At 41.6% G+C, this 13,632-nt stretch carries 13 protein-coding genes and 1 pseudogene; 6 read left to right on the plus strand and 8 right to left on the minus strand.

The features are described 5' to 3' along the window. The first annotated feature begins 38 nt into the window (after positions 1–38). The 4 genes from H7J92_RS14820 to H7J92_RS14835 all read left to right on the plus strand — a co-directional run bounded on the left by H7J92_RS14820 (position 39) and on the right by H7J92_RS14835 (position 5,448). Positions 39–1,133, plus strand: a complete 1,095-nt coding sequence (locus H7J92_RS14820) for an aromatic ring-hydroxylating oxygenase subunit alpha (RefSeq protein WP_009766614.1) — start codon at positions 39–41, stop codon at positions 1,131–1,133. After that, positions 1,126–2,568 carry an aldehyde dehydrogenase family protein gene (locus tag H7J92_RS14825; protein WP_009766613.1) on the plus strand — a complete coding sequence of 481 codons (1,443 nt, stop codon included), beginning with the start codon at positions 1,126–1,128 and terminating at the stop codon, positions 2,566–2,568. Before H7J92_RS14820 ends, H7J92_RS14825 begins: the two co-directional genes overlap by 8 nt. A 19-nt stretch (positions 2,569–2,587) precedes the next feature. Continuing rightward, positions 2,588–3,670: a tartrate dehydrogenase gene (locus H7J92_RS14830; protein WP_009766612.1), complete on the plus strand. Its 1,083-nt coding sequence runs from the start codon at positions 2,588–2,590 to the stop codon at positions 3,668–3,670. Positions 3,671–3,795: 125 nt separating this feature from the next. Continuing rightward, positions 3,796–5,448, plus strand: coding sequence for a BCCT family transporter (locus H7J92_RS14835; RefSeq protein ID WP_221837683.1), 1,653 nt, complete (start codon positions 3,796–3,798; stop codon positions 5,446–5,448). Positions 5,449–5,612: 164 nt separating this feature from the next. On the opposite strand, the gene yedF is transcribed toward H7J92_RS14835, so the two are convergent. The 5 genes and pseudogenes from yedF to sigV all read right to left on the minus strand — a co-directional run bounded on the left by yedF (position 5,613) and on the right by sigV (position 9,534). Beyond that, on the minus strand, positions 5,613–5,852 hold the full coding sequence (yedF, locus tag H7J92_RS14840) for a sulfurtransferase-like selenium metabolism protein YedF (protein WP_009766610.1): 240 nt from the start codon (positions 5,850–5,852) through the stop codon (positions 5,613–5,615). Further along, a complete protein-coding gene (gene yedE, locus H7J92_RS14845) occupies positions 5,842–7,050 on the minus strand; it encodes a selenium metabolism membrane protein YedE/FdhT (RefSeq protein WP_078817635.1) in 1,209 nt (402 codons plus the stop codon). Before yedE ends, yedF begins: the two co-directional genes overlap by 11 nt. Before the next feature lie 111 nt (positions 7,051–7,161). After that, a pseudogene (locus H7J92_RS14850) lies at positions 7,162–7,782 on the minus strand (polysaccharide deacetylase family protein); the annotation flags it as partial. 385 nt (positions 7,783–8,167) lie between these two features. After that, positions 8,168–9,040, minus strand: a complete 873-nt coding sequence (gene rsiV, locus H7J92_RS14855) for an anti-sigma-V factor RsiV (protein ID WP_221837686.1) — start codon at positions 9,038–9,040, stop codon at positions 8,168–8,170. Next, entirely contained in the window at positions 9,037–9,534 is a 498-nt protein-coding gene (gene sigV, locus H7J92_RS14860) for an RNA polymerase sigma factor SigV (RefSeq protein WP_040758689.1), read from the minus strand. Before sigV ends, rsiV begins: the two co-directional genes overlap by 4 nt. A gap of 212 nt (positions 9,535–9,746) precedes the next feature. Between sigV and H7J92_RS14865 the strand changes: the two genes are divergently transcribed. Further along, positions 9,747–10,640, plus strand: coding sequence for a DMT family transporter (locus tag H7J92_RS14865; protein WP_340760889.1), 894 nt, complete (start codon positions 9,747–9,749; stop codon positions 10,638–10,640). Positions 10,641–10,703: 63 nt separating this feature from the next. Here H7J92_RS14865 and H7J92_RS14870 read toward each other — a convergent pair whose 3' ends face one another. The 3 genes from H7J92_RS14870 to H7J92_RS14880 form a co-directional block, all read right to left on the minus strand. Continuing rightward, a complete protein-coding gene (locus H7J92_RS14870) occupies positions 10,704–11,306 on the minus strand; it encodes an alpha/beta hydrolase (protein ID WP_221837688.1) in 603 nt (200 codons plus the stop codon). A 73-nt stretch (positions 11,307–11,379) separates the two neighbouring features. Then, positions 11,380–12,318 carry a ring-cleaving dioxygenase gene (locus tag H7J92_RS14875; RefSeq protein ID WP_221837689.1) on the minus strand — a complete coding sequence of 313 codons (939 nt, stop codon included), beginning with the start codon at positions 12,316–12,318 and terminating at the stop codon, positions 11,380–11,382. Between the two features lie 64 nt (positions 12,319–12,382). After that, positions 12,383–12,829 (minus strand): MarR family winged helix-turn-helix transcriptional regulator, encoded by a 447-nt coding sequence (locus tag H7J92_RS14880; protein ID WP_009766602.1) that lies wholly within the window; start codon positions 12,827–12,829, stop codon positions 12,383–12,385. A gap of 213 nt (positions 12,830–13,042) precedes the next feature. Here H7J92_RS14880 and H7J92_RS14885 point away from each other — a divergent pair, with 213 nt between their 5' ends. Then, entirely contained in the window at positions 13,043–13,570 is a 528-nt protein-coding gene (locus tag H7J92_RS14885; RefSeq protein ID WP_040758686.1) for a YceI family protein, read from the plus strand. Positions 13,571–13,632 lie beyond the last annotated feature (62 nt).

Genomic DNA, 13,632 nt, shown 5'->3' on the forward strand with positions numbered 1-13,632 from the left:
CTGAAAAAATAAAATAGAAACCTAAAGGAGAATGAAAAATGGCTTATAATAAAGTACAGAATGCAACAGATAGAAAGTTTGAGAAAACTATGCCTTATAATTTATTCACAGATCCGAGTGTATTAGAGAAAGAAAAGGAACTCATTTTCGCAAAAAGCTGGCAACTGGTCGGCCATGTGAGCCAAGTGGAAAAGAAAGGTGCATTTTTTACTGCTGAGATCGGCGATGACCCAATTATCATAATCCGAGGAACAGATGAAGTTCTTCGCGCGTTTTATAATGTATGTCCGCACAGAGCGACAAAACTTGAGAAAAGTGATTCAGGCAAAAAGAAGATTTTACAATGCTCGTATCATGGTTGGACATTCAAAACAGATGGCGCCTTAAACAAAGCACCGAATTTCCGCAGTGAAGAGGATGCTGCTTGTGTACAAGATGCTTGCCTGCGTTCCGTCCGAATGGAAGTTATTGAATCTTTGATTTTCGTTAATTTGGATGATAATGCAAAACCGTTGGCTGAGTCTTATGGTGACTTCTTCGATCGACTGGGGAAATTTGAGTTTCTGAAAAATTTACAATTTACTCACCGCAAGTCTCGTCATATCAAAGCGAACTGGAAAGCATTTATTGAAAACTATCTAGAATGTGACCATTGCCACGTGGCACACCCAAGCTTCATTGATACACTTGATATGGATGATTATCAAATCATCACGTGTGAGAATTATTCGATTCAAGGTTCCATGGTGAAACCCGACAAGCAATACGGGGAAGTGAATCTGGATGAGGCAGAAATGCAAGGCGGATCGTTTTTCTGGTTGTGGCCGAACTTAATGCTTACAATTTATCCGGGGCCAGCTAACATGGCAACAATTCAATTGGTACCGATCGATCATGAAAATACTGAAATCGTTTACACATACTATTTCAGCGAAGATAGCCTTGAAAAACTAACGCAAGAAGAGAAAGACCTGATGACATTCGCGGAGCAAGTTCGCTTCGAAGATATCGAATTGGTTGAGCTAGAGCAACTCGGCTTCAAATCACGTGCGTTTGAAAAAGGCCGCTACTCTCAATCTGAACAAGCAATCGTACAATTTCATGAAATGGTTCTGGAGGCGCTCAATGAATAAATTACTTGATAAATCAACTGCTAAACAACTAATGATTAATGGAGAATACGTGGAAGCACCAACCTATGTATCTCTTTTCTCTCCTTATTCTGATGAAAAAATCGCCGATATCGCCATGGCGGATCAGGCATTGACGGAAAAAGCGATTGAAGCTGCGTACAATGCACGAAAGGTGATTGGCAATATGCCCGCATTCCAACGGGCAGAGATCTTAGAAAACGCTGCAAGAATCCTTACGGAAAGAGCAGAGGAAGCAGCAACTATTATTTCAAATGAATCATCCAAGCCAATCATGTTTTCAAGAGGCGAGGTTTCAAGAACAATCGATACTTATAAGTTCGCTGCGGAAGAAGCAAAGCGTATTCATGGTGAGACAATTCCTTTTGATGCCGCTTCCGGTGGTATTGGGCGGATCGGATATACGCTGCGTGAACCAATCGGTGTGGTCGGCGCCATTACACCTTTTAATTTCCCGATGAACTTGGTAGCCCATAAAGTAGGACCGGCAATTGCTGCAGGAAACTCAATCGTTCTGAAGCCGGCTTCGCAAACTCCATTGTCTGCACTTTTCATTGCGGAAGTGTTCAAAGATGCGGGTCTACCTGCGGGCGTGTTGAATGTTATTACTGGACCAGGTAGTGTGATTGGTGATGTTCTCGTCAAAGATGAACGCATAAAATTGATCACCTTTACGGGGAGCCCGAGTGTCGGCATTGGTATCAGCAATAAAGCAGGATTGAAGAAAACGACTCTAGAATTGGGATCCAACTCCGCTTTGATTATTGATAAGGATATTGACATTGATTCGATTATCGATCGTTGTGTTATGGGGGCTTTCTCAAATCAAGGTCAAGTATGTATCTCAACGCAACGTATTTACGTTCATCAAGATCTTTATGAAGAATTTACATCTAAATTTGCGGCCGCAGCAAAGCAATTGAAGCTAGGCGATCCGTTAGCGGAGGATACGTACATCTCTTCTTTGATTTCAAAAAAAGAATTGGAACGTACACTTGACTGGATTGAGGAAACAAAGAAAAGTGATGCAGAAATTCTTGCCGGCGGTTATGCACAAAATGGAGTTCTTGCGCCGACGATCATCGTCAATGCCGATCATGCGCTGAAAGTTTCTTGCCAGGAAGTATTTGCGCCGATCGTTGTTGTTAATAAAGTCGATTCAGTAGAGGTGGCAGTTGAGCTGGTCAATGACTCTCGTTTCGGTCTGCAAGCCGGTATTTATACAAATAATGTACAGCATGCTTTATATGCTTCGAAAAACTTGGAAGTAGGCGGTGTCATCATCAACGACGTACCCACATACCGGGTGGATCAAATGCCTTATGGCGGTGTCAAGGAAAGCGGAACAGGGCGCGAGGGACTAAAATATGCCATTGAAGAGATGACAGAAATGAAACTCGTTGTCTGGAATCAATGATGAAAGTGATGGATGCAGAATGAAAACTTATAAAATAGCAGTTATCGCCGGAGACGGCATCGGACCGGAAGTCATTGATGAGGGGATTAAAGTGTTGAAAAAGGTTGCGGAACTGGACGGCGGTTTCGCATTCGATTTCACATACTTCCCCTGGGGCTGTGAGTACTATACGCAGACCGGACGCATGATGGCGGAAGACGGAATCGAACAGTTGAAGAAATTCGACGCCATTTACTTGGGAGCTGTCGGATTCCCGGGCGTTCCGGATCATATTTCTTTATGGGATCTGCTGCTGATCATCCGCAAGAGTTTCGATCAGTACGTCAATATCCGTCCGGTGACATTATTGGACGGCGCGCATTGCCCGCTGCAAAATGTGGAGCGCAAAGATATTGATATGCTGTTTATCCGGGAAAATACGGAAGGTGAATATTCGGGGGCGGGAGACTGGCTGTTTAAAGGTCAGGAGCATGAAGTGGTTCTGCAAAATGGTGTATTCTCCCGCAAAGGTACAGAACGAATCATTCGCTATGCGTTTGAGACGGCTAAAAAACAAGGCCGCAGCCTGACAAGTATCAGTAAAGCAAATGCCCTGAATTATTCGATGGTCTTCTGGGATCAGGTATTCGAGGAAGTGAGTGCAGATTATCCGGAAGTGAAAACAGCTTCTTATTTAGTGGACGCTGCGGCTATGCTGATGATTACAGATCCGAAACGATTTGAAGTAGTGGTGACTTCGAATTTATTCGGCGATATCTTAACGGATGTCGGTGCGGCGATTGCAGGGGGAATCGGTTTGGCTGCCGGCGCGAATATCAATCCGGAAGGCACATTCCCTTCGATGTTTGAACCGGTACACGGTTCAGCGCCGGATATTGCAGGAAGAGGAATTGGTAATCCTTTAGCGACAATCTGGTCTGCAAGTCAAATGCTTGATCATTTTGGTTATGAAGCATACGGCAAAAAGGTAGTAGACGCCATCGAGCAATTATTGGTGGAGGATGAAGTTCTCACGCCTGATATGAAAGGCAGCGCCTCTACTTCCGAAGTTGGCGACCGGATTGCAGACATCATAGGAAACTTGCAGTCAGTAAAAGCTTAAATTCAATTTAATCGGTGTTATGCAAATAACACCGATTAAAATATAACAAATGCCCGCTCGTTTGGCTGTGTGTGGGGATTCTCGGCACATCCACACAAGTGGGTCTTTGAAATAGGAGCGGTAATATGAGAGATAAAAAAACTGTGTTTTATTCTTCATTGGCTGTTAGCTTAGTTTTAATAAGTATCGGTATATTTGCACCGAAGCAGCTAGAGCACTTCTCCAATTCCTCACTTAGTTTCATCTATAATAATCTAGGTTGGTTCATTTTGGGAAGCGTTTTCATTTTTTTTGCTTTTTGTATTTATATCGGGATATCCAAATTCGGTCATATCCGGTTGGGAGATGATGACGACCGACCAGAATATAGGACGGCCACTTGGATCGGTATGCTATTTAGTGCTTCCATAGGAATCAGCCTTGTCTTCTGGGGAGTTGCAGAACCGGTTTCCTACTACATAAGCCCTCCATTTGGAACGGGTTATTCGGAAGAATCTGCAAAGACAGCAATGCAATTCGTTTTCCTGCATTGGGGTGTTTCGGCATGGGCCTGCTATGCAGTGGTCGGCGTATCATTAGCGTTTTTCCAGTTCCGGAAAAAGCTTCCCGCCTCTTTGAGTTCTGTCTTTTACCCGTTGATCGGCGATAAAATTCGAGGAACTTTCGGAAAGAGCATCGACGTCATCGTCATCCTGTCCATTGTCATTGGGATTGCGACTTCGCTCGGCTTCGGGACATTGCAAGTCAATAGCGGCATGAATTATCTCTGGAACGTGCCGATCGGCATTTCCACACAAGCTATCATCATCATAGTCGTCAGCATTATTTATGTGGCATCGACAGTCTCGGGTCTTCAAGGGGCGATGAAGCATCTATCAAACCTGAATATGTTCCTGGCGTTCGCTTTATTGGGGTTGGTGTTTTTCTTTGGTCCGACACAGATGGTTTTGAAAATCCTCTTCCAAGGAATAGGTGATTATGCGCAGAACTTCATCGGCATGTCTTTCCGTACGGAGCCATATGGAGACGGTTCGTGGATTTCAAGTTGGACGTTGTTCTATTTCGGCTGGTGGATCGCATGGGCTCCGTTGGTCGGCAGCTTTGTAGCCAGGATTTCGAAAGGCAGAACGATAAAGCAATTCATGTTTGGTGCGATTTTCATCCCAGTATTGGGATCTTTCACTTGGTTTTCGGTCATGGGCGGCTCGGCGATTACGTTCATCCAGAATGCGGGCGCAACAGCACTAGCAACTGCGGTGGAATCCGACGTCACTTCGGCACTGTTTAAATTTTTCGAATATCTGCCGATGAGCGTATTTTTGAGTATTTTAGCCATGGTGCTAGTCATTGTTTTCTTTATCACTTCCGCAAACTCTGCAGTATTTGTACTTGGTATGATCAGTGAAAATGGCAATCCGAATCCATCACATCTGACGAAGATCGTATGGGGAGTGATCATTGCAGCTATCTCTGTCGTATTAATCATGACAGGCGGCTTAGCAGGGCTGCAATCGGCTCTCGTTGCCACAGCCATTCCAATCGCAGTCTTGATGCTTTTCATGTGCTACTCTACATTTATCGGGTTAAGAGAAGAAGCTGCAATCATTTCTGGGAGAGAAGCGAAGGAGAAGGCGGAACTTACTAAACCGGAAAAGCCGGAAGAGATGAAGAAAGAACTGGCCATCTTAGCAGAAGTGGAAGAGACGAAGAAAGAACCGGCCATCTTAGCAAAAGTGGATGAGACACGGGAAAAGGAAATGGTAGTCATGAACAAATGATTTGCTTTATCAAAAAGCAATGGGTGAGCCAGTACCGTTGTAAGCGGTGACACCGATTGGTAAAGTAAGAGATTAAATGAAAAGGGCTGTTCCGAGAATTCGTTACCAGGACAGCCCTACGTTAAAAAAGAAAAGGCAGTGTCCTCCGGGGACACTGCCTTTTCTCATGCGTAAATATAAAATAGATATTCTTGTCCATTTTTAATGGGATCCTGAGCAAAGGTATATCCGTGCGCCAATGCTTCTTCCGGAACATTCCGGAAAGAACCTGGGCAATCGGTGATGACTTGTAAAAGCTCACCTTTGTTCATTCCCTCCAGTGCCTCCAGCGTATAGATGACTGGGTAAGGGCAAGATTCTCCGCGTAGGTCGAGTGTGAAATCGGCTTCTTTGTCATTTTGCATGTATTTCCGCTCCTCTTTTTATAGTTAGCTTGTGGTGATAGCGTTTTTCCCAGTAGATCGTTAAGGTATACAGTAAACCTAGCATAACAAGCGTTGCGGCAATAGCACCGATCGGACCGATTGAATCCAACAGGTTGATCTTGGCACCGCTTTTAACCAATACATCATACACACCAAGATGATCCCATGCATAGGCAAGGAAGGTTGCACCGATAATATTGCCGGCAAAGACGGGCAGGAAAAGAACCTGACCTTCCATCAACCTGTACATCATACCGGTTTCACAGCCAGAGGCCATCACAATACCGAGACCGAATAACACACCGCCAACAAACGTGCTAAGGGCAGCGATTTGAGTGATTGGCGTCAAGTCGTATACAGAAATCACAATGACAGTTAGTACAGAGCTGACAGCCATTCCGATGATAATTGCTTTTGCCATAATGCTGCGTCCAACTAGAAATAAATCGCGGAAAGCTGAAGTGAAGCAAATTTGCCCGCGTTCTATAAGAATACCAAAAGCGAGTCCGAATAGTGCACCTAAGCCTAGCAATTTTTGCCCAGTGGCGAAGAAGTAAGTTACCAGACCAATGTAAAGGACTGCAATTGTACCGCCAACATAAGGCTGGATGACACGCTTTTTGACTGTAGAAGGTTTCGCGGCACCACGGGTTAGGGAAGGACGGCCTTTCCACCAGCGCATTTTAGTTAACTTTGCCCCGAAAAAGGTTCCGACTCCTGTTGCGACAATAAAAATCCAGGAGTGAAAGGAAAACTGAGGGACACCTGTAAAGAATGCAGCCAAGTTGCAGCCGAGTGCCAAACGCGCTCCGAATCCCGCAATAATACCCCCGACAAGTCCTTGAACGTAGCGGCGCTTCTGTTGTGGGAGGCGAATTTTAAAACTATTACTTAATAACACCATGATTAGAGCGCCAATGAACATTCCCCAGACAATCCAACCATCGGGGCGGCTCCACGTTGTTCCTTTCAAGTGCACCATGTCGAAATACTGCCAGCCGGAAATATCCACTCCAAAAAGTTTCAGGAGATCTCCCCCCAACCGAGTGAATTCACCGGTCACTGCCCAAACAGTTGAAGTCAGACCAAAATATAAAGCACTGAGAATCCCGGCAATCAATAGGACTACATAGGGGTTCCAATAACGTTGTAATGTCGTTTGAATCATTGTTTTCATGTCTTTTTGCTCCTCATAGAAAGACCTTTTTCTAGTTTAGTCTTAATTGAGGAGAAATCAAGAGAAATTATAATCCAATAGTTAAGTCGGACAAAAAAACTCTTAAAAGATTTACAGCCGTATGTCATTCAGAAAGTTGAGAACGAAATGATCAGACTCATCGTAAATAGCAAATTGGTATCCTTGTTCTTTATAAAATTTAATAACTTCAGGAAGTGCAGCCAAAGTTTGAGTCTTTTCATGCATCAAGACAATTTCTTTTTCATCCTTTGTACCAAGTTTAATATTTTCTATTATTTGATTTGGGTTGTCTTTTAATTTCCAGTCTTGAGAATCAATTGTCCAATCCCACACTTTTATTTCAGCATCAACAAGTTGTTGGCGAATTTGTTCATTTTTCAACCCGGGCGCCGAACCATAAGGGGGGCGAACTAAGTGCGGGGATTCACCAGTAATATCCCGGATCAATTCTAATGTTTCTCGCATCTCAGGTACAAATTGGTTCTCTTTATATAATTTTTTAAAATCATGCGTCATGCTATGCGCACCGATATAATGTCTTTCTTTTACTGCGCGTTTTACACTTTCTTGTAAGTATTCTTTCTTCAGATTTTTTCCTTGCATGAAAAACGTTGCTTTCACATCATGCTCTTGTAAGACGTTCAGAAATTCGTCTGTCAGTTTGCTGGGGCCATCGTCAAAAGTGAGATACACTACCTTTCCTGTGGGCTTTTCAACTGCACTAGTTTCTTCTTTAGATTGCTCTACCTCTTTAGGCTTTTGCTCCTCTTGAACGAGGGGAGCTTCCACGTCTTCTGTTACTTCGGGATCGATAGGTTTTTTGGGAGCAGAAAATGATTTTCCTACAAAAAAACCGGTAAAAAAAATAGGGATGAGCAGTATGAGAAGCAAGATGAAAAATCGCTTTTTATTTCCCTTTCTTTTTTCGGCATATGTATCTTGTGACACATTCATTGTTATTCAATCCTCCTGGGGCTGTCTTTCTCTTCTGACTTTATATTGAATGAGGGAGTACCTTATTTAAAGAGTTAAAAAATCATTATGTACAGCGGCATAGCAGACAATGCACCGTCCGCTACGCTGCCGTGTAAAGCGCTTAGTTAATATATGTGTCACTGACCAATAAGTTTCCGAGGATCGATGAAGGAATTTCGAACGTCACGACGCCCATGAAACCGGGTGCGACTTCGTAATCGTCAAATGAAATCACAAGTTTATGATCAGCAGTAATATAGAAGTTTTGATCTGGTTGAATTGACTCAAAGCCCGATTCTGATTCTTCGGCTAAGAAGTAAGTGATTTCTTCATCTTCTGCCATTTGCCTTTTCATTTCGCTTGCGATATATGAACTAATAACATCAATGTACGCATTATCTTTAAAAAGGCTTGGCAGCGTGATGACGATGTTTTTCTGCTTATCGATTGTGTCATATTTCATAGTTGTCGAAGAAGAGCCGATTGTGTTTTCGACATAGCGGGCAATCGAAAGGAGCTGGTCGGTATCGGTTTTCACCTCATAACCGGTGCTGATCCCCATATGACCATTGCCTGCTTTTTTCATCTCCTCGACTTCCTTTTCGAATTGTTTGTAGAGTTCCTTGTTTTCTTCAATATATTTTTTGTTCAATGAAGTTTGCAGACCTTCGTTTTCCAAACCATTAATTGCGGGTGCAGAAAGGTCAGCTTGATAGGTGTCTTCATCTAGCGTTAAGTTTTGAACGGTGAAAACTTCAACAATCGATCCTAAAACAGGAACGTTTACCATTGCCTGCGCAAAAGTCGAACTTACATTGATACTACCGACAAATAAAGCTGCCGCTGCTGCCGCTCCAATCGACCATTGTTTAAGAAAAGAGCGCTTCTTTTGTGGTGCTTTTGCCTGTCGAATTGACTCTTTCACAACATTCTCCAATTCATTTGGAATCTCTATTTCCTCATAGTCTTTTTTTAACTTATTCATATCTTTCATACTTTAAAATCCTCCCCGACTTTAATGCGTAATTTGTTTAATATCCGATATAACCTTGATTTAATCGTATTGATGTTATCGTTCATTACTGTTGCGATTTCATCGATTTTTAAATCCTCAAAAAAGCGAAGAATAATAAGAGTTTTATCATATGGAGCTAACTGATCGATGGCATCATGCAAATCCATGTCGATTATTTCATCTTCTGCTTGAGGTAAATGCATACTGAGAATATCATCATCCATTACGGTCATCCGTTGATGTTTTCTGATGAAATCAATTGAAGTATTTACAAGAATTCGATAAAACCACGTTTTTAAGTAAGTAATTTCTTCGAGACGATCAATTGATTTCAATGCTTTAAATATAGATTCCTGTACAATATCGAGGGCATTTTCTTTATTCCTAACATAGCTGTAAGCAAGTCGATAATGCGCTTCTCGATTTTCCACTATGAAGTTTTCTACTAGCTCGAATTTTTCTTTTTTTGTCATGACAAAAGATCCACCTTCTTCAGTTTTCAACACGTCGCGAACACGTCATAATCATTTGACGGACGATGTTCTAAAAAAGTTTTGATGATTTTCAATTAGTAGAGGGAACGGAACCCACAGTACATCACGTCTCTTATCTGGATCATTACGTTAGTTGGATGAATAAACTGTTAGGAAGTAGACTGAATATTGCATGTGGAGAGGATGGAACAGTGAGTAGGCTGTTTACGAAGTCAACTGCGGCTTTATTGTTCTTAGTGCTCATTTGGGGTGTTAGCTGGCCGATCTATAAATCGTCCGTAGCCTACGCACCGCCTCTATTATTTTCGGGTATGCGTGCTCTGCTGGGGGGATGCTTGGTTGCACTTTTTATTTTTAGAATGCGGAAAAAATTAAAGTGGCGGAAAAATTGGCCTAAATATTGTATTTCTGCATTTTTCAATACGATTCTCTTTTTTGGTTTGCATACAATGGGTCTCAACCATTTACCTGGTGGACTTTTTTCGGTGTTGGTCTATTTCCAGCCGGTACTCTTAGGGATATTTGCTTGGATATGGTTAGGAGAAAATATGAGTTTTATTAAAGTGATGGGTCTCGTAACTGGATTCATTGGAATCATTGTCGTAAGTTTGGATGGTTTAACTACCCACATATCGGTTGTTGGAGTGGTACTCGGCTTACTGACTGCTCTTTTCTGGGCACTTGGGGTGATTTATGTCAAGAAAGTTAGTCATGAAGTTGATGCTTATTGGATGGTAGCTATGCAGTTTGCAATAGGCGGTATGGTTCTTCTTATTGCGGGCTCCTTTACAGAAAGTTGGTCTGCAATTGAGTGGAATGGTATGTATTTATTCGGCCTTATATTCGGAGGAACAGTGGGAATTCCCGTGGCCTACGTAGTTTATTATAGTCTAATTAATGCAGGAGAAGCGAGTAAAGTTGGTGTTTTCACTTTTCTTGTCCCGGTTATATCGGTATTCATTAGTACGTTTTTTTTAGGAGAGCCACTTACTTACAAGCTCGTTGCGGGGTTAGTATTAGTCGTAATCAGCATTTACTTTGTGAATTATCGAAAACCATTAAATAAAAAGCAATCTTTACCTTAAAATTAACGTAAGGTACCTATTATATTTGTTTCTTACATAGGTACCTTAACGCGTTATGGGTGATTACAATTCTACATACCATCTTCGAGCTGCTTCTACTTCTTCAGCGGTCAACTGATGGCCATTTTGCTCCCAATGAAGTGTGACGTTGGCATTTGCCTGTTGCAATAAGGATTGTAAATCTTCTGACTCAGATGGAGGACAGATGGGGTCATTTGTTCCAGCTGCAAGAAATACAGATGTACCGGCCAAATTGGGCGAAGCAATACCTCTTCTAGGCACCATCGGATGATGAAGGATTGCACCTTTTAATGCGTCTGAGTAGTGGAACAATAAGCTTGCTGCGATATTTGCTCCATTAGAATAACCAATCGCCATAATATTATTTCTGTCAAATCCGTATTTCTCGGCAGCCTCATCTAGAAATTGATTCAATTCTTTCGTGCGGAATATCAAATCTTCTTCATCAAATACTCCTTCGGCCAGTCTTCTGAAGAAGCGGGGCATCCCGTTTTCTAATACATTTCCCCGGACACTTAAAATAGAGGCTTCGTCATCAATTCGTGCGGCAATCGGCAATAGATCTAATTCGTTTCCTCCTGTTCCATGTAGTAATAGAAGTACTGGTTTATCCGGGTTTTTCCCTTGGGTAAATAGATGTTTCATAGTAAGTCTCCTTCCAAAACCGAATTTCCAATTAGGATTGGATTCATTTAAAACTTTGTTGTTTCCAAGATTATTATGATAGCTCTCTTACCTGAATAGGAATCAAACGTTGCTCCAGCTGTTCTCTAAACTTTTCATACTGCATAGGTAGCATTAACTTTTCGCCCATTGTCCCTCTTGATTCATCAAGAGCAAATCCAGGAGGATCTGTAGCAATTTCAAATAAAATTTCTCCATGTTCTCTAAAGTAAATGGCATTAAAGTAATTTCGGTCCTGCACAGCAGTGACACCATAGCCTTTGGCTGCGACATATTTTTGCCATTCTATTTGCTCAGCATCATCTTGGGCCCTCCAGGCGATATGGTGAACGGTCCCGACACCCGTTTGGCCTTTTTCTGTCGGTATGGATTTTAAGTCGATAATATTGCCGATATCAGCAGAAGAACGGAATCGGATTAAGTCTCCTTCTTCTCCGAGAAGTTCTAGTCCCATTACATTTTCTAATAGTTCAGCTGTTTGGTTGGGGTGAGAAGAAAATAGCGTAGCTCCACCAAATCCTTTGATTGATACATCCGGACTGATACCACCAAACACCCAAGTATTAACTTTACCTTCTTCTCGTTCAACGATTTCCAAGTGTAAACCATGCGGATCATCAAATTTCAAACACTGTTCACCGAAGCGCTCAACAGGATGAAAAGGTATTTGAAAATCCTCTAATCGTTTCTTCCAAAAAGCAAGTGCTCCTTTGGGAACAGCATAAGAAGTGACACCCACTTGACCGTCTCCAACAATTCCTTGACGAGCTCCTATCCATGGGAAGAATGTAATGATAGTTCCTGGGCTCCCGCCCTCATCTCCAAAATAGAGGTGGTAGGTGCCCGGGTCATCAAAATTCACCGTTTGCTTCACTAAACGCAAACCTAGAACGCCAGCATAAAAGTCTATGTTTTCTTGCGGATGACCAACAATTGCCGTAATATGATGAATTCCACTTGTTTCTAGTTTCATTGAAATTTACTCCTATAGTATCAGTTGAATTGATTGAGGTTAATTCAAGTTAATTAGGTAGAATTTATAGTTTCTCTGCGTAATACCCTAGTTTTTTGAGCTGTTGAATCATCATTTCTTTTTCACTTGTATTTAAACCTGCAAAAATTTCTTTAATATCTTGTTTATGTTTAGGGAATACCTCATTCATTAACTCATTACCGGCTTCTGTGATCGCTGCATAGGTGACACGCCGATCTTTAGGGCATGGTTTTCTTTCGAGATATTTTTTCTTTTCGAGCTTATCTACTACGTACGTAATACTGCTGCTCGCTATCAATACTTTTTCACCTATTTTTTGTATTGGTTGCTCGCCTTTGTTATAGATCAACTCAAGAACCGCAAATTCAGTTGGGTTTAAACCTAAATTTTTAATATCTTCTTCCGCACGCTTTTTTATGGAATTCAAAGCACGAGTTAATACGACAAATAGTTTAAGGGATAATTCTTCTTCATTCTGAATCTCACTCATGTAGCTCACACCTTTTCAATATCTTGAATTCGAGACAATTATAGTATTGATTCATGTTCTTTGTCAATACTATAGGTCTACCCGGCGCAATGCATAAAGCATCGCAATTACACTGAAACGTAATCGCTTGACGAGAAAGCATTGCTCATCTATACTTGTAATTAATATATCTCAAATGCGAGATAAACAAATTCAAGATAGGGGACAATGATAATGACAAATTGGATAGTAGACAATTCACATTCACACATTGGTTTTTCAGTAAAGCACATGATGGTTTCAAAAGTAAAAGGCACATTTGAAGACTACACTGCAACTGTAGAAGCGGAAGACATGACGGATTTGTCAACAGCAAATATATCGTTTGTAATTCAAACTGCATCTATCAATACAAAATCAGAGGACCGAGACAATCACTTACGTGGAGAAGACTTTTTTGACGCAGAGCAATATCCGACGATTACATTCCAATCAAAAAACATTGAAAAAGATGGCGATGATTATAAAATAACGGGTGACCTAACCATTAAGGATGTAACAAAACATGTAACATTTGATGTTTCATTTAACGGAAAAGGAAAAAATCCTTGGGGCGTAGACGTCTATGGGTTCGAAGGCGAAATGAAATTGAACCGTGAAGAATTTGGTTTAACATGGAATGCTGCGCTTGAAACCGGTGGTGTCCTTGTAGGTAAAGACATTAAAATTGATCTCGAATTACAAGTGAATCCAGCTCAATAATTAAATAATAGGAAAAAGCACAAGTTCGAACTCATGAACTTGTGCTTTTTCCTATTTACTTT

It is taken from the genome of Sporosarcina aquimarina, assembly GCF_019748715.1.
Classification (GTDB): Bacteria; Bacillota; Bacilli; order Bacillales_A; family Planococcaceae; genus Sporosarcina; species Sporosarcina newyorkensis.